The 15,716-nt window shown below is 65.8% G+C and carries 14 protein-coding genes; 4 read left to right on the top strand and 10 right to left on the bottom strand.

The genetic code is table 11. The annotated features are described in order from the left end of the window. Positions 1-84: 84 nt before the first annotated feature. The 10 genes from PCQ86_RS17845 to PCQ86_RS17800 form a co-directional block, all read right to left on the bottom strand. The gene (locus tag PCQ86_RS17845) at positions 85-798 is read right to left on the bottom strand and encodes an RNA polymerase sigma factor FliA (protein ID WP_011806910.1); all 714 of its coding nucleotides are present in this window, start codon (positions 796-798) and stop codon (positions 85-87) included. Positions 799-802: 4 nt separating this feature from the next. Beyond that, positions 803-1,600: a hypothetical protein gene (locus PCQ86_RS17840; protein WP_270174356.1), complete on the bottom strand. Its 798-nt coding sequence runs from the start codon at positions 1,598-1,600 to the stop codon at positions 803-805. Beyond that, positions 1,590-3,182: a flagellar biosynthesis protein FlhF gene (flhF, locus tag PCQ86_RS17835; RefSeq protein WP_270174355.1), complete on the bottom strand. Its 1,593-nt coding sequence runs from the start codon at positions 3,180-3,182 to the stop codon at positions 1,590-1,592. The genes PCQ86_RS17840 and flhF overlap by 11 nt, the downstream gene beginning before the upstream one ends. After that, positions 3,179-5,263 carry a flagellar biosynthesis protein FlhA gene (flhA, locus tag PCQ86_RS17830; RefSeq protein ID WP_088888272.1) on the bottom strand — a complete coding sequence of 695 codons (2,085 nt, stop codon included), beginning with the start codon at positions 5,261-5,263 and terminating at the stop codon, positions 3,179-3,181. Before flhA ends, flhF begins: the two co-directional genes overlap by 4 nt. Further along, positions 5,260-6,432 carry an EscU/YscU/HrcU family type III secretion system export apparatus switch protein gene (locus tag PCQ86_RS17825; RefSeq protein ID WP_270174354.1) on the bottom strand — a complete coding sequence of 391 codons (1,173 nt, stop codon included), beginning with the start codon at positions 6,430-6,432 and terminating at the stop codon, positions 5,260-5,262. The genes flhA and PCQ86_RS17825 overlap by 4 nt, the downstream gene beginning before the upstream one ends. A 222-nt stretch (positions 6,433-6,654) precedes the next feature. Further along, entirely contained in the window at positions 6,655-7,284 is a 630-nt protein-coding gene (locus PCQ86_RS17820) for a protein phosphatase CheZ (RefSeq protein ID WP_270174353.1), read from the bottom strand. A 2-nt stretch (positions 7,285-7,286) separates the two neighbouring features. Beyond that, positions 7,287-7,673: a chemotaxis response regulator CheY gene (gene cheY, locus PCQ86_RS17815; RefSeq protein ID WP_011806904.1), complete on the bottom strand. Its 387-nt coding sequence runs from the start codon at positions 7,671-7,673 to the stop codon at positions 7,287-7,289. 61 nt (positions 7,674-7,734) lie between these two features. Continuing rightward, positions 7,735-8,676 (bottom strand): flagellar motor protein MotB, encoded by a 942-nt coding sequence (gene motB, locus PCQ86_RS17810; RefSeq protein WP_270174352.1) that lies wholly within the window; start codon positions 8,674-8,676, stop codon positions 7,735-7,737. Positions 8,677-8,702: 26 nt separating this feature from the next. Continuing rightward, the gene (gene motA / locus PCQ86_RS17805; RefSeq protein WP_270174351.1) at positions 8,703-9,563 is read right to left on the bottom strand and encodes a flagellar motor stator protein MotA; all 861 of its coding nucleotides are present in this window, start codon (positions 9,561-9,563) and stop codon (positions 8,703-8,705) included. A gap of 206 nt (positions 9,564-9,769) precedes the next feature. Beyond that, the gene (locus PCQ86_RS17800) at positions 9,770-11,245 is read right to left on the bottom strand and encodes a flagellin N-terminal helical domain-containing protein (RefSeq protein ID WP_270174350.1); all 1,476 of its coding nucleotides are present in this window, start codon (positions 11,243-11,245) and stop codon (positions 9,770-9,772) included. Positions 11,246-11,578: 333 nt separating this feature from the next. On the opposite strand from PCQ86_RS17800, the gene PCQ86_RS17795 reads away from it, so the two are divergent. The 4 genes from PCQ86_RS17795 (at position 11,579) to PCQ86_RS17780 (ending at position 15,548) form a co-directional block, all read left to right on the top strand. Beyond that, positions 11,579-13,060 carry a flagellin gene (locus PCQ86_RS17795; RefSeq protein ID WP_270174349.1) on the top strand — a complete coding sequence of 494 codons (1,482 nt, stop codon included), beginning with the start codon at positions 11,579-11,581 and terminating at the stop codon, positions 13,058-13,060. A 230-nt stretch (positions 13,061-13,290) separates the two neighbouring features. Beyond that, positions 13,291-14,739, top strand: coding sequence for a flagellar filament capping protein FliD (gene fliD / locus PCQ86_RS17790; protein WP_270174348.1), 1,449 nt, complete (start codon positions 13,291-13,293; stop codon positions 14,737-14,739). Between the two features lie 65 nt (positions 14,740-14,804). Then, a complete protein-coding gene (gene fliS, locus PCQ86_RS17785) occupies positions 14,805-15,245 on the top strand; it encodes a flagellar export chaperone FliS (protein WP_270174347.1) in 441 nt (146 codons plus the stop codon). Positions 15,246-15,248: 3 nt separating this feature from the next. Further along, complete coding sequence (locus tag PCQ86_RS17780; protein ID WP_015914351.1) at positions 15,249-15,548, top strand: flagellar protein FliT; 300 nt, start codon at positions 15,249-15,251, stop codon at positions 15,546-15,548. Positions 15,549-15,716: the final 168 nt, after the last annotated feature.

Raw genomic sequence — 15,716 nt, 5'->3', positions numbered from 1 at the left:
CCATGAAAAGCCGCACCACAAGCTCAAAAAAATAGCTGCCCGCGCTTGTCCAGCAAGCGCAAAACAGCTATTTCATCCAAAAAATCAGTGCCCCCGCATCTTCGTCCGCAACCGCGCAATCGCCTGGCTGTGCAGCTGGCACACGCGCGATTCGGTCACGCCCAGGACGGCGGCGATTTCCTTCAGGTTCATGTCGTGCTCGTAGTACATGCCCATGATGTACTGCTCGCGCTCGGGCAGGGCCTTGATGGCCTCGACCAGCGAGGCGCGCAGGCGCTGGTCGCGCAGCACGGCCATGGGATCGGCGCCCTCGTCGGCCACGTGGCGGTCCAGGAAGCCCTCGTCCTCGTCATCGTGGTGAAAGTCTTCCAGGTACACCAGCTGCGTGCCGCGCACCTTGCTCAGCAGGGCCTGGTAGTCCTCCAGGCTCATGCCCAGTTCGGCGGCGATCTCGGACTCGATGGGGCTGCGGCCCAGGCGCTGCTCCACGCGGTGCAGGGCATGCTCGATGTCCTTCTGGCTCTTGCGCGAGCTGCGGCTCATCCAGTCGCCCTCGCGCAGCTCGTCGAGCATGGCGCCGCGGATGCGCTGGCTGGCAAAGGTCTCGAACTGCACGCCCTGCGCGACTTCGTAGCGCGAGAGCGCGTCGTTCAGACCGATCATGCCGACCTGGATCAGGTCGTCCAGCTCCACGTTGGGCGGGAGCTTGGCGATCATGTGGTGGGCGATGCGCCGCACCAGGGGCACGTGCTGGTGGAACAGCGCGTCCCGGTCGAGCTGGCCTTTCGCGGTGTACATCGGGTCAGTGGCTCCGGTCCAGGGGCGAGAGGGAGGCGCACAGGCTGTGCGGGGGCAGCAGGGGCATGGCAGCGTCAATGGTGCATGCGTTTTCCAGCAGTTGCAAGGCCAGCCGCTGGATGTCCTGCGCGCGTGCGGCGGCCACGGTGGTGGTGTGGACCTGCAGGCCCAGGTGGGTGCGCGCGCTGCGCTGCAGCGTGTCCAGCGCCTCGGCGGTCTGGCGGTGCTGCACAGGCTCCTGCGGCGCGAGGATGGACGCCACCGTGCAGCGCACGCCGGCGTGCAGCGCCATGTGCTTGAGCTGGCGGTAGCTGCGCACCATGCCTTGCGCGCCGGGGCCGGTCATGATCAGCGGTACGCTGGCGCTGCCGCGCAGCAGCGGCGCCAGTTGCTCGGGCGGCGCATGCAGCACCACCAGCGCGTAGGCGCGAAACAAGGGCTGCAGGCGCTGCAGCACGGCGGCGCCATGGTGTTCGGACTGCTGCGCGAGGCGGGCCAGCCCGCGGGCCGCGGGCACCACGGCCAGCGACGCGCCGGTGGCGGAGGCCAGCGTCTGCGCGCCGTTCCAGGGAGCCGGGTGCAGCAGCTGGTCCAGGCCGGGCATGTGCGGGCTCTCGAGCGCCGTGCCGTCCAGCACCACGACGGGGTAGCCCAGGCGCTGCAGGCTGGAGCACAGCTGCCACAGCATTTCCAGCCACGGGCCGTTGCCCGGCTGGCTCAGCACGGCCAGCAGGCGCAGGTCCTGCTGGGGGGTGTAGCTGTGTAGGCCCGCGGCCTGGTGCAAAGCGGTATCAAGCAACATCGGCCATCCCCCGCTCATCGGCCGTTTCCGTGGCGTGCGAGAAGAAGAAGTTCAACTCGGCGGCCTTGGGGTCGAAGGCCGACTTCACGCTCGTGCGCATGGAGGCGCTCACCAGCTTGCGGGCGTCGGCCGCTTCCCAGTCCTCGGGCACGCGCTGGCCGTTGGTCACGCCGCGCAGCACCATCTGGTGGCGGATCAGCGCATCGATGGCGGGGCCCAGCTTCACGGCCTCGTCCACCTTGGACAGGATGGCCTGCTGCGAGCCGGTGGTCTTGAAGCCGGTGAGCACGTCGTCCAGCGTATCGCCGTGGCTGCTGGCGTTGAGCACCAGCAGGCGCTTGACACCGGGCAGCGCCAGCACGTCCAGCAGGTCGCGCTTGCGCGGGTCGCGCGGGGCCACGCCCGTGGTGTCGATGAGCACCATCTTCTTGGACGACAGCAGGCCCAGCAGGTCCTGCAGCGCCGCGCGGTCGTGCGCCAGGTGCGCCACCACGCCCAGCATGCGGCCGTAGGAGCGCAGTTGCTCGTGCGCGCCCACGCGGTAGGTGTCCAGCGTGATCAGGCCCACGCTGGCGGGGCCGTGGATGCGCGCGCACAAGGCGGCCAGCTTGGCGGTGGTGGTGGTCTTGCCCACGCCGGTGGCGCCCACCATGGCGAAGATGCCGCCTTCCTCGTACAGCGGCAGCGTCTGCGCGTCGGTGCGCAGGTTGCGCTCCAGCACTTCCATGAGCCAGCGCACGGCGTCCTGGGCGCCCAGATGCTCGGGCAGGTGTTCCAGCACCGCGCGCGAGAGGGCGGGCGAATAGCCCGCACGGATGAGCTTGAGCATCAGCGTGGACTGGATCGGGTTCTGGCGGGCCTGGCCCAGCCAGGCCAGGGTGTTGAAGCGGTCCTCGATCAGCTCCTTCATGGACTGCAGTTCCTTCATGAGGTTCTGCTGTCCCAGGCCGGCCGCCAGCGTGGGCGCGGCTGTGGCGGGCGCCTCGGCGCGGCGCGGCGTGAGCTGCTCGGCGCCCAGGGCGGCATGCATGGGCCGCAATGGGTTGTGGCGTGCCACCGGGGCATTCGCGGGCTGTGGCGCGGGTGGCTCGGGCAGGCGCTCGGCGCGGGGTTCGAAGCGTGGCTCGGGCAGGCCGCGCTCCAGCGCGGCGCGCTCGTTCAGCGGCGCGGGGGCGCTCGTGCCGTTCAGGGCCTCGTGGCGGCGGCGCAGCATGCGCTCGCGCACATAGTCCTGGAACGACAGCGTGCTCATGGCCAGTTGCTCGGTGTCGTGCGCCACGGTGCTGCGTGCCGCGGGCGCCGGCTGGCGTGCGGGCTGCGGGACAGGGGCTGCATGGGGCTGCGTCTGGGACATGCGCACCGGCTGGCTCGCGGCCAGGTCGTCGGCGCGCTCCTGCAGACGGTTGGGTGCCGGCTCGGCACCGCCGTGCAGGGACGACAGCGCGTCCTCGGCCGTGGCCACCACCTCGACGCCGCCCGCCGTGGGGCGGTTGGACAGGATCAGCGTGCCGTCACCGAAGGCCATGCGCGCCTTGGCCAGGGCCTCCCGTGCGGTGGGAGCGGTAAAGCGTTTGATGTTCATGCGGATGCACCTTTGAGGATCGGGCCGATGCGGATGGTGTGGGTCTCAGGAATCTCGCTGTGGGCGAGCACCTGCAAGCGGGGAGCCACGCGCCGCACCAGGCGGGCGATGGCGTTGCGGATCTGGTCGGGCACCAGCAGGCAGGCGGGCATGCCCAGCTCTTCCTGCTGCAGGGCGACTTCGGCGGCCTTGTGGGTGAGCAGGTCGGCCACGCCGGGGTCCAGCGCCGGGCCGCTGGCATTGCCCAGGGCCTGCATCAGCAGGCGCTCCAGCCCGGGCTCGATGGCGATGACGCTGAGCTCGCGCGTGGGGCCGTAGATCTGCTGCACGATGGCGGGGGACAGGGCGATGCGCACGCGGCGCGCCAGTTCCACGGGGTCTTGCGTGCTGCCGGCGTGTTCCGCCAGCGTCTCGATGATGGTGCGGATGTCGCGGATGTGCACGGACTCCTCCAGCAACAGCTGCAGCACTTTCTGGAATGTTGTGATGGACACCATCTTGGGCACGACTTCTTCGATGAGTTTGGGTGCCAGCCGGGTCACATGCTCCACGAGCTGCTGCGTCTCGGTGCGGCTCAGGAGCTTGGCGGCGTGCACTTGCATCAAGTGTGACAAATGGGTCGCCATCACGGTTTCCGAATCAACCACGGTAAAGCCCGCCATTTGTGCCGCTTCCTTCTGCGCGGCGTCGATCCAGTGCGCGGGCAGGCCGAAGGCGGGGTCGGTGGTGGGAGTGCCGATCAGCGGCGTGGAGATGCCGCCGGGGTTGATGGCCAGGTACATGCCGGGGAATGCCTCGCCTTCGCCCACCACCACACCGCGCAGCGTGATGCGGTAGGCGCTGGGCTTGAGCTCCAGGTTGTCGCGCACATGCACGGCTGGCGGCAGGAAGCCCACCTCCTGCGCAAACTTGCGGCGCACGCCCTTGATGCGCGTGAGCAGGTCGCCCTGGCGGCTCTTGTCCACCAAGGCGATCAGGCGGTAGCCCAGCTCCAGGCCCAGCAGGTCCACGGGCTGCAGGTCGTCCCAGCTGGCCTCGCCGTCGCTCACGGGCGCGGGGGCTTCTTCCACCGGGGCGGGGCGGCGCTGGCGCTGCAGCAGCATCCAGGCGCCGTAGCCGAGGAGGCTGCCCATGACCAGGAACACGGTGTGCGGCATGCCGGGGATGAGGCCCAGCAGGATCAGCACGCCCGCGGTCACGCCCAGCACGCGTGGCGACATGAGCAACTGCTGCACGATCTGCTGGCCCATGTCGGAGTCCTTGCCCACGCGCGAGATCACCATCGCGGCTGCGACGGAAATCAGCAGGCCGGGAATCTGGGCTACCAGCGCATCGCCCACGGCCAGCAGGATGTAACTGTTGGCGGCATCGTTGGCCGACAGGCCATGCTGCAGCATGCCGATGGCGAAGCCGCCCACGATGTTGATGATCAGGATCAGGATGCCGGCGACGGCATCGCCGCGCACGAACTTGCTCGCGCCGTCCATGGAGCCGAAGAAGTTGGCTTCTTCCTGCACCTCGGCGCGGCGGCGCTTGGCTTCTTTCTCGTCGATCAGGCCGGCGTTCAGGTCGGCGTCCACGGCCATCTGCTTGCCGGGCATGGCGTCCAGCGTGAAGCGGGCCGACACCTCGGCGATGCGCTCCGCGCCCTTGGTCACCACCACGAAGTTGATCACCACCAGGATCGCGAACACGATCAGGCCCACGGCGAAGTTGCCGCCGATCAAGAAGTGGCCGAAGGCCTCGATCACCGCGCCTGCCGCGCCCGGGCCGGTGTGGCCTTCCAGCAGCACCACGCGGGTGGACGCCACGTTCAGCGACAGGCGCATCAGCGTGGTGAGCAGCAGCACCGAAGGGAAGGCCGCGAAGTCCAGCGGCTTGATCATGTACGCGGCCACCATCATCACCATCAGCGCCACGGCGATGTTGAGGGTGAAGAAGGTGTCCAGCATCCAGGGCGGCACGGGCAGCACCATCAGCGCCAGGATGGCCACTACCAGCAGCGGGGCCGACAGCCCCTGCAGTGCCGGGCCGTGGTTGCCGGCCCATTGCCGGACGGAATGGATCGAGGGGGACGTCATCTTGCGTTACCTGTGGCGGGTGCGGGGCGCAGGGTGTGGTGGGCGTTGTGGGGGTCAAGCTCGGGCGGCACGTAGGGATCGGGCTGGGCCTCGGGCATGCGGCCATCGCCGCGCAGCGCGGCCTTCAGGCGATACACGTAGGCCAGCACCTGGGCCACGGCGGTGTACAGCTGTGCGGGAATCGGTTGCTCCAGCTCGGCGTGCGCATACAGCGCGCGCGCCAGCATGGGCGACTGCAGCACGGGCACGCCATGCGCCTGGGCCACTTCGCGGATCTTGAAGGCCAGCAGGTCGGTGCCCTTGGAGACGACCTGGGGTGCGCCCATGGTGGCGTCGTCGTACTTCAGGGCGACGGCGTAGTGCGTGGGGTTCATGACCACGAAGTCGGCCTTGGGCACGGCGGTGATGCTGGCGCCGTCGGCGATCTCGCGCGCGCGCTGGCGCTGGCGGCCCTTGAGCTGCGGGTTGCCGTCGGATTCCTTGTGCTCCTGCTTGACTTCCTCGTGTGACATCTTCAGGCGCGACTTGAAGAAGAACGCCTGCAGCGGCACGTCCACCACGGCGAACAGGAACACCACCAGCAGCAGCAGGCTGGTGCCCGAGACGATCCAGTCGCCCACGTGGCGCAGCGACATGGGCGAAGGCTGCAGCACCAGCGCGGCCATCTTCTCGATGCTCTGGCCCATGAAGTTCCAGGCCACGAACGACAGGATGCCGGTCATGAGCACCATCTTGCTCACGTTGGCGAGTTGCTGCTTGGAAAACAGGTTGGTGAAGCCGGTCAGCGGGTTGAGCCGGTTGAACTGCGGCGTGATGGGCTTGAAGCTGAACACCCAGCCGCCGGCGCCCACGGCGCTCAGCAGCGCCGCGCCGCCGGTGAGCGCGGCGAAGCTGGCGCTGGCCAGCAGGCCCACGCCCGCCATGGTCTGCAGGCGCTCCAGCATGTGGCCGGGCGCCTGCACAGTGGCCGCGTTGAATGCGAGCTGCTGGCGCATCGCGCGCTGCAGGTATTCCACGAACCAGGGCGCGAGCACCAGCAGCGCCAGCGCGCCCATGCCCAGGATGGCCAGGTGCGACAGGTCCCGCGAGCGCGCGGCCTGGCCGTCGCTGCGCGCTTTCTGGAGCTTGCGCTCGGTTGCTGGGAGGTTTTTGTCTTGGCTCGAGCTCATGGCGGCGTGACTGCTGGGTCACGCCATTGTCGGGAGCCGGGGCGAAAGCTAAAGCCCGAATAAAGGGGTTGCGCCGGCGTTATTCGCGGCGGTGGCGGCGGGTGCGCTGACGATTAGTTTGCTATTAAAAAAATAGCTGTTTGCGCTTGCCCAGTGGGCGTGAGGGCCTGATTTGGCTGATTTTTATGTCATGCACCGGGCTCCTGCCCGGGCCCGGCCGCGTCAGAACCCCAGACTGGCCAGCAGGTCGTCCACCTGCGACTGGCTGGTCACCACGTCGGGTGCGGACTCGGGATTGACCACGGGCCCCTGCAGTTGGTCGCGCCGCGGCTCGGGCGCGATGGGTGTTTGCGCCTGCGGCGGCGCGGTCTGGATCAGCAACTGCACCAGCTGCTGCTCGATCGTCGCCGCCAGGTTGACCACGCGCGCGATCACCTGGCCGGTGAGATCGTGGAAGTCCTGCGCCATCATGATCTCGGTCAGGTGGCTGTCGGCCTCCTGCGTGGCGCGCTCCACATCGGTCAGGAAGTTGTAGATCTCGCCCTTGGCCACCGCGGCCACGGGGTCGGCCACCAGCGAGGTGACCACGCGGCGCGTTTCCGAGGCCACGTGGTCGTGCAGCGACTTGGCCTGCTCCACCCGGCCCAGCACCTTCTCGGCCGCCTCGCCTGTCAAGCGGGCGATGTAGGACAGGCGGCTTTGCGCATCGGGCAGCTCACCCATGGTGCCGCGCAACTGGTCCGCGTAGCCGAGCTCGTTCAGGGCGGAATGCAGTTGCCGCGTGAGCTGGCCTATCTTGTGGTGGACGTCGTCTGTCCCGTCGGCTGGCGCGCCGTTTTCTGCCGCCGTCATGCTCACAGCCCCATTTTCTTGAGGATCAGGTTGACCTTCTCTTCCAGCGTGGCCTTGGTGAAGGGCTTGACGATGTAGCCGGCGGCGCCGCCCTGGGCGGCGGCGACGATGTCTTCCTTGCGCGCCTCGGCCGTCACCATCAGCACGGGCAGGTGCTTGAGCTTGTCGTCCTTCTTGATCTCGCCCAGCAACTGGAAGCCGTTCATGTTCGGCATGTTGATGTCGGTGACCACGAAGTCGAACTTGCCGTTGCGCAGCTTGTTCAGTGCCGCCACGCCGTCTTCGGCCTCGTCGGCATCAGCGAAACCGCTTTCCTTGAGCAAGTTGCGGACGATGCGCCGCATGGTGGAAAAGTCGTCAACGATCAGAAAGCGAAGGGCGGAGGACACAAAGGACCCTTTCGGTGAATATGGGGCTATTGTCGTAAGTCATCAGCAACGTGACAAGTTGTTACTGATTCGGCGATGAGGAAGCTGGATTGTCCTGCTTTTCTGCCACGGGCGACGGTAACGGAAATACCATGTTCTTTTTACCCATGAGCCGCTCTTCGGCTTCATGGGTGAGTACGGTGATGGTGATACGCCGGTTCACGGCGGCGCGGGGGTTCTGGGGCTCCAGCAGATCGCTGGCGGCCATGCCCACCACGCGGCCCAGCTTGGCGTCGGGCATGCCCGCGGCCACCAGTTCGCGACGCGAGGCGTTGGCGCGGTCGGCCGACAGCTCCCAGTTGCTGTAGCCGCGGTCGCCGTTGCCATAGGGCACGGCATCCGTGTGGCCGGAAAGGCTGATGCGGTTTTCTACCCCGCCCAAAGCTGCACCAATCTGGTGCAGGATGTCGCGCATGTAGGGTTTGACCAGCGCGCTGCCACTGTCGAACATCGGACGGTTCTGATCGTCCACGATCTGGATCTGCAGGCCGTCGGGCGTCAGGTCCAGCCGGATCTGCGAACGGTATTCGTTCAGGCGAGGGCTCTCGGTGATCATTGCCTCGATCTTGGTCTGCAGCGCCTTGATGCGCTGTGCGTCCTGCCGGGCACGCTCGGCGCGCGAGGCCTCCACGCTGGAGCGCATGTTGGTGGAGCTGTCGGCATTGGAGCGGCGCACCTGCCCGTGCACCTTGGACAAGTCGTTGCCGCCACCCGGGATCACGCTGGAGCTGTTGCCCGCCCCGTCGCCGCCCTGCATCGCCACCTTGAGCGGCGACGAAAAGTAGGCCGCAATGCCCTGCAGCTCGCCCTTGGCGGTGGAGCCCAGCAGCCACATCAGCAGGAAGAAGGCCATCATGGCCGTCACGAAGTCGGCGTAGGCGATCTTCCATGCGCCGCCGTGCGGCGCATGGGGGCGCTTCTTGGCGCGCTTGATGATGATGGGCTGGAGCTTCTTTTCGGCCATGGCAAAGGCGGTTCAGGCGTGGCGCGTCACTTTTTGCCCTTGACGTGGGCTTCCAGCTCGACGAAGCCCGGGCGGTCCCCGGAGAACAACACCTTGCGGCCGAACTCGATGGAGGTGGCGGGGTTGTAGCCCTGCATGCTGGCCAGCAGGGTGGACTTGATGCACTCGTATTCCTTGGCGGCGTCAGCGGCCTTTTGCTCCAGCAGCCCGGCCAGCGGCTCCACCGCGCCGTAGGCCAGCAGAATGCCCAGGAAGGTGCCCACCAGCGCCGACGCAATCATGCCCCCCAGCACGGCGGGCGGCTGGCCCACCGAGCCCATGGTGTTCACCACCCCGAGCACCGCGGCCACGATACCGAAGGCCGGCAGGGCGCCGGCCAGTCGCGTGAGCGCCGCCACGGGGGCGTGCGCCTCGGCGTGGTGGGTCTCGATCTCGCTGTCCATCAGCGCCTCGATCTCGTGGGCGTTCAGGTTGCCCGAGACCATCATGCGCAGGTAGTCGGTGGTGAATTCGATCACGTGCGGGTCGCTGCCCACGGTAGGGAATTTCTTGAACAGCTCTGATTCCTTGGGCGACTCCACGTCCTGCTCGATCGACATCAGCCCTTCCTTGCGGGCCTTCTGCAGGATCTCGTAGAGCATGGCCATCAGCTCCATGTAGCGCGCCTTGGTGTATTTGTTGCCTTTGAACACCTGGGGCAGGGTGGCCATGGTGGCCTTGAGCACCTTGGGCTGGTTGGTCACGATGAATGAGCCCAGCGCGGCCCCGCCGATGGTGATCATTTCAAAGGGCAGGGCCGTCAGCAGCACCTGAACGTTGCCGCCATGGGCGACGAACACGCCGAAGACGCAGCCGAAGGTGATGAGGTAGCCGAGGATGACGAGCATGCTGGGGTTCTAAACGGGCAAAGCGGGCATGGGAGCCCCGCAGCCTTGCATAAGGGAATGACTTTTGTATCGGATTGTCGCGAGAAAAATGAAGCCGGCTTGACCGGGTTCCCTTGTCAAGGGTCGGTGATTCCTATGAAAAAGAGCTGTAGTGCCCACGGTCAGGGCGCTGACAGCTCTTATTTTGGAAGCAGTAACCGACCGCCTTATTTCAGCAAGGCCAGCACGCCCTGCGGGATCTGGTTGGCCTGGGCCACCATGGCGGTGCCGGCCTGCTGCAGGATCTGGGTGCGCGACAGGTTGGCCGTTTCGGCGGCGAAGTCGGCGTCCTGGATGCGGCCACGCGAGGCGGACATGTTCTCCGAAGAGGTGTTCAGGTTCGCGATCGTCGTCTCGAAGCGGGCCTGCAAGGCGCCGAAGCTGGCGCGCTGGCCGTTCACGGCCGCCAGGGCCGAATCGATGATCTTCAGCGCCTTGGTGGAGCCGTCCACGGTGGACACGTCAATGGTATTGACGGAGTTTAGCGTGGAAGGCGTTGCCGTGACGGGGGGCGTGCCGGTCAGGTTCCCAATGGAGAAGCCTTTGTCGGAGTTCATTTCCAGGTAACCGCGGGCCGTTGCGTACCCTCCCGCCGGCGCGGCGGCCACGCCGGCCACAAAAGTTGGGGTTCCCGAGCTGGCAGACGTCACGGCATCGTAGGCGCCGACGGCAAGCGTGTTGCCGGCCGCGGAATTGTTCTGGATCTGGATGTCGGCCCCCGACTCGTTGATCAGGATGATGCCGTCCCCGTCCGCATTCAGCTTGGCGGTGATGCCCGTCTGGGAGGACACGTCATTGAAGGCCTTAATGCCCTCGGCCAGGCCTGCCGCGGTTGCGCCTGCGGTGCTGACGCTGAAGGTGACGTTTGCCGCGGTGGCGTTGTCGCCCACCACGGCGAGGGAATAGGAACCACCGGCCACAAAGGTCGTCAGCTCGACCTGGTTGCGTGCGGACGCCGTCACTCCGGTGGCTTCCGACGCCGCATTGATTTTGGCTGCCGCTGTCGCCAGGGTGTCCGTAGCGGTGAGGTTGATAGTCTTGGTCTGGAGCCCCGCCACGTCGAACGTGCCGGTCAGCGGCGTAGGGGTATTGGTGGCAGTGACAACCACTGGGGCGGACTGCTTCAACTGCGCGCCGTAGGTGGTGGTGCGGAAGTTACCCGTGGTGGCGGTGATGGTCTGGTTGGCATTCGCGCCCACCTGGAAGGTGGCGGAGCCGAACGAGCCGTCCAGCAGCTTCTGGCCGTTGAACTCGGTGGTCACGGCCAGCCGGTCCAACTCGGACAGCAGCTGGCCCACTTCGGCCTGCAGGGCCTTGCGGTCGGAGGCGCTGTTGGTGGCGTTGGCCGACTGCACGGACAGTTCACGCACGCGCTGCAGGATGTTGCCCGCTCCCGCCAGGGCGCTTTCGGCCACCTGCGCCAGCGAGATACCGTCATTGGCGTTGCGTGCCGCCTGGTTCAGGCCGCGGATCTGGCTGGTGAAGCGCTCGGAGATGGCCAGACCGGCGGCGTCGTCCTTGGCGCTGTTGATGCGCAGACCCGACGACAGGCGCTGGATGGAGGTATTGAGCGAACCCTGGCTGACCCCCAGATTGCGCTGGGCGGTCAACGAGGCGACGTTGGTATTGATGGTAGCTGCCATGGCGGAACTCCTGCGTGGCTGGAAACGATGATTTCTGCCGGCTTAAGCGTGGCCCCTCCGGCGGACTGTGCGGGAACGATGGGCAGATTGTGGAGAGCCGGCGTAGGGGCGTTGCCGCGATAAGTGGCGCAAAAACCGTCCAGTCCGTGCGTTTGTCCCTAAAGTTTTCCAGCCACAGCCCGAAAACACATTCAACGGGCCGTTTGAAACAAGAAGTGACGACCCGCCGTTCAACAAGGCGCCCATGGGGGCCCTGTGAACCCTGAGGCCAGACGGTTCTGGGCCCAGATGGCGGTAACGCCTTATTCAGTCAGTTCTTTCAGGAGATTTGCAATGGCATCGACCATCAATACCAACGTCGCCTCGTTGACCGCCCAGCGCAACCTGGGCATGAGCCAGGCCTCCCTCAACACCTCCATCCAGCGCCTGTCGTCGGGCCTGCGCATCAACAGCGCCAAGGACGACGCCGCCGGCCTGGCCATCTCCGAGCGCTTCACCAGCCAGATCCGCGGCCTGAACCAGGCCGTGCGCAACGCCAACGACGGCATCTCGCTGGCCCAGACGGCTGAAGGCGCACTGAAGGCGTCCGGCGACATCCTGCAGCGTGTGCGCGAACTGTCCGTGCAGTCGGCCAACGCCACCAACAGCGCCTCCGACCGCAAGGCCATCCAGGCTGAAGTGGGCCAGCTGCTGTCCGAACTGGACCGCATCTCCGTGACCACCGAGTTCAACGGCCAGAAGCTGCTGGACGGCTCGTTCGGCTCGGCCACCTTCCAGGTGGGTGCCAACGCCAATCAGACGATCACGGCCACCACCGGCAACTTCCGTACGACGACGTATGGTGCGAATTTGAATACTTCTGCTGCTGTGCAGGCTACTGCTACGGCTGCTACAAGCGGCACGGCTCAAACGGTGGTAATCAATGGGCTTGAGTCTGCAACCGCCAATGTGGATTCGGGTGACACGGCTGCAAAAGTGGCGGCAGCGGTAAATGCGCAGTCGGCAAAGACCGGCGTGACGGCTACGGCACGCAACGTGTCCGAAATCAAGATCACCACTGCCGGTTCATTCTCCTTGGCGGTCAAAGGGGACGACACGACTACGGCGTCGACCATCACATTCAATGCCAAGGACGCGAAAGACTTTTCTGAGGCTGTCAAGGCGTTCAATGATGTGTCCTCGAAAACTGGTATTACTGCCAAGGTGAATGCTGGCGGGGATGGCATTGTTCTTACCAACGAGTCTGGTGCCAATATCGACATTACGAATAGCAGTCCCGCGACTGGTGGTGGCGCCTTGAGTTTGGCTTCGCTTGATGCAGTCGCCACTGCGGCAGCGACCGATGGCTCGTTCAAGTTTGCAGCCACGGCGCTACCTGTTGCCGCTAACGGTGGCACGGGTGTATCGCGCGGCACGGTGGAGTTCACTTCCGATAAGGGGTTCTCGCTGGACGGCACCTCTACATTTGTGGCCACTTTGGCGACTAAGGCATCTGCATTGAAGTCTGTCAATACGATCGATGTCTCTACCGTGGAAGGCTCCACCAAGGCCCTGAAGATCATCGACTCGGCCCTGGCTGCCGTGAACGGCCAGCGCGCCAGCTTCGGTGCCCTGCAGTCCCGCTTCGAGACCGCCGTGAACAATCTGCAGACTTCTTCCGAAAATATGTCCGCCTCGCGTGGCCGTATCCAGGACGCCGACTTCGCGGCCGAAACGGCCAATCTGTCGCGCACCCAGATCCTGCAGCAGGCCGGCACCGCCATGGTGGCCCAGGCCAACCAGCTGCCCCAGGGCGTGCTGGCCCTGCTGCGCTGATACGGCAGCCTTCAGGTGAGACGCGGGATTCGTTCCCGCATCTCTCCCCGAGCGCGGCAGTGAGATTCTCACGGCCGCGCTTTCCCGCTTGTGGGGTGGCATGGCGAGCGTGACGTGCGGGATTAGCAGGATTCTTCCGTCCTATTCAACGAGACGCACAGGGCCCTTCGGCTTGATAATTTCTGGCGTTACCGGCACGCATGCCGGTTTGCATGCATACGGAGATGGTCATGGCAAGTTTTTCCTCGATCGGTATCGGCCTGGGCGGCAATGTGGACGTCAATGGGCTGATCAAGGCGTCGGTAGATGCCGTCAAGCTGCCCATCACGAAGACCAACGGCCTGCAACAGCAGGCGGCGCTCACCAGTGCCAAGGTGTCTACCTTCGGCCAATTCAAGTCGCTGGTGTCCACGCTGGCGGATGCGGCCAGCAAACTCACCAGCGTCACCGGGTGGAATGGCGTCAAGGCCACTTCCTCCAATGCCGACGCGGTATCCGTCAGCGCGGTGGGCGGCGCAGCGGTCACGTCCTTCAGTGTGCAGGTGCAGAACCTGGCGATGGCCCAGTCGTCCATGTCGGCCGCGTTGCAGCCCACCAAGCAGCCGGTGGGTGCGGGCACGCTGACGCTGGCCACGGGAACCTGGGCGGGCGATCCCAAGGCATTCACCGCGGGTAGCGGCGAGGCGGTCAACCTCGAGATCAGCGCCACCGACACGCTGGCCGACGTGGCCAGCAAGATCAACGGGTCCAAGGCCGGGGTGACCGCCACGGTGTTGAACGACGCGTCGGGCGAGCGGCTGCTGCTGCGCAGCAAGACCACCGGCGAGGCGGCCGGGTTCCAACTGAGCGTGGCCGACGCGGACGGCAACCTGGCCGACGGCGCCGGCCTGTCGCGCCTGTCCACTGGAATGACCACGGAATACGCACGCAATGCCAACGCCACGGTGAACGGCATCGCCGTCAGTTCCGCGACCAATGCGTTCGCCGACACCGTGGCGGGCGTGACCTTCACGGCCAACAAGGTCACCACGGAGGCCGTGACGTTGACCGTGGAGAAGGACACTTCGGCGGTCAAGAAGAACATCGAGGCCTTCGTTGCCGCGTACAACGCCGTCAACAGCGCGCTCAACGAAAGCACCAAGTACGACAAAGAGACGCAGACCGCCGGCCTGCTCCAGGGGGACTCCACCGTGCTGGCCCTGCAGAACACGCTGCGCATGGCGTTGCAGTCCGTCAACAGCTCGGGTGCGTTGCGCAACCTGTCGGCCGTCGGCGTGGTGTCCGCGGGTGGTCTGGGGCTGGGCAACGTTTCGCCGGACGGCTCTCTGGAGCTCAACGCCACGAAATTCAACAAGGCGATGGAAGACCCCGACGCCGTGAAGGAGTTCTTCCGCGGGCCCGAGGGCGGGCGCGTGGAAGACGGCTTTGCCGGCAAGTTCAAGGCCATGACGTCCCAGCTGCTCGACACGGACGGGTTCTTTGCCTCCAAGACCAAGCTGTACGAGAGCGCACTCAAGCTCAACGCCAAGGAGATCGAGCGCATCACCGACCGCGCCGACCGCCTGGAAAAGAGCCTGACGCAACGCTACACGGCGCTGGACACGAAGATGGCGTCGCTCAATGCGTTGAACGCCTACATCGCCCAGCAGGTCACCACCTGGAACAAGTCCTCGGGCTGAAAGCGCTTCAGTTTGACGGCGCGATGCCGATAAATTGAATAGCAGCCAGCTCAAGGATTACCGCCATGTTCAGTGCCCTCAACCCCCGCGCAGCGTCCGCCTACCAGCGGATCAACGTCGAAACCAGCATGCACACGATCGACCAGCACCAGCTGGTCAGCCTGCTGCTGGATGGCGTGCTGAGTGCCGTGGCCACCGCCCGTGGCGCGCTGGCGCGCAGCGACGTGCTGACCAAGTGCAACAGCATCTCCAAGGCGGTGCGTATCCTGGAAGAGGGCCTGATGACCGCGCTGGACCGCGAGTCCGGCGGCGAGGTGGCGGCGAACCTGGAGGCGGTGTACGACTACGCGCTGCGCCGACTTGTCGAGGCGAATGCCGGCAACGACGACGCCAAGATGCAGGAGGTGGCCCGCCTGATCGAGCCGATCGCGCTGGCCTGGAAAGAGATGAAGAAGAGTACCGAGGCGGCCAACGACGTGGCGCAGCCCGCGCTGGCGGAGGCCTGAAGAATGCCCGACATGCTGATTGACTACTACAAGGCCATCGAGGACAGCAGCGCCAAGATGCTGGAGGCGGCCAAGCTCAAGGACTGGGACGGCGTGGTGCGCTACGAGGGCACCTGCGCGGTGCTCATCGAGCAGTTGCGCTACCAGTCGCAGCAGCAGGAACTGGCGCCTGAGCACCGCAAGGAGAAGGCCCGCATCATGCAGCGCATCCTGCGCAACGATGCCCAGATCCGCTGCCTGGCCGAGCCCTGGCTGGCGCAGTTCGAGCACCTGTTCGACGGGCAGCCGCAGATGATGCACTGACGTTGTGCTTTCCTTCCCTGGCTGCGGCGTGGTGGCGCCGGGCGGGGGGGCTCCAGGGGCAACGCAAAAAGCCGGCACCGCAAGGTGGCCGGCTTTTTTATATGCGAAATATGCCTCTAGCGCTTATCCATTAAGCGCTAGCAGCTATTAAATCATGAGCTAAAGTCG

It is taken from the genome of Diaphorobacter sp. ED-3 (assembly GCF_027625375.1).
Taxonomy (GTDB): Bacteria; Pseudomonadota; Gammaproteobacteria; order Burkholderiales; family Burkholderiaceae_C; genus Diaphorobacter; species Diaphorobacter nitroreducens.
Note: the sequence above shows the minus strand (reverse complement) of the source record. Positions and strands in the feature narration are given on the sequence as shown.

Coding starts and splice junctions, on each gene's coding strand:
- PCQ86_RS17845 (WP_011806910.1), bottom strand. CDS start 798: ATGTACACCGCGAAAGGCCAGCTCGACCGGGACGCGCTGTTCCACCAG.
- PCQ86_RS17840 (WP_270174356.1), bottom strand. CDS start 1,600: ATGTTGCTTGATACCGCTTTGCACCAGGCCGCGGGCCTACACAGCTAC.
- flhF (WP_270174355.1), bottom strand. CDS start 3,182: ATGAACATCAAACGCTTTACCGCTCCCACCGCACGGGAGGCCCTGGCC.
- flhA (WP_088888272.1), bottom strand. CDS start 5,263: ATGACGTCCCCCTCGATCCATTCCGTCCGGCAATGGGCCGGCAACCAC.
- PCQ86_RS17825 (WP_270174354.1), bottom strand. CDS start 6,432: ATGAGCTCGAGCCAAGACAAAAACCTCCCAGCAACCGAGCGCAAGCTC.
- PCQ86_RS17820 (WP_270174353.1), bottom strand. CDS start 7,284: ATGACGGCGGCAGAAAACGGCGCGCCAGCCGACGGGACAGACGACGTC.
- motB (WP_270174352.1), bottom strand. CDS start 8,676: ATGGCCGAAAAGAAGCTCCAGCCCATCATCATCAAGCGCGCCAAGAAG.
- motA (WP_270174351.1), bottom strand. CDS start 9,563: ATGCTCGTCATCCTCGGCTACCTCATCACCTTCGGCTGCGTCTTCGGC.
- PCQ86_RS17800 (WP_270174350.1), bottom strand. CDS start 11,245: ATGGCAGCTACCATCAATACCAACGTCGCCTCGTTGACCGCCCAGCGC.
- PCQ86_RS17795 (WP_270174349.1), top strand. CDS start 11,579: ATGGCATCGACCATCAATACCAACGTCGCCTCGTTGACCGCCCAGCGC.
- fliD (WP_270174348.1), top strand. CDS start 13,291: ATGGCAAGTTTTTCCTCGATCGGTATCGGCCTGGGCGGCAATGTGGAC.
- fliS (WP_270174347.1), top strand. CDS start 14,805: ATGTTCAGTGCCCTCAACCCCCGCGCAGCGTCCGCCTACCAGCGGATC.
- PCQ86_RS17780 (WP_015914351.1), top strand. CDS start 15,249: ATGCCCGACATGCTGATTGACTACTACAAGGCCATCGAGGACAGCAGC.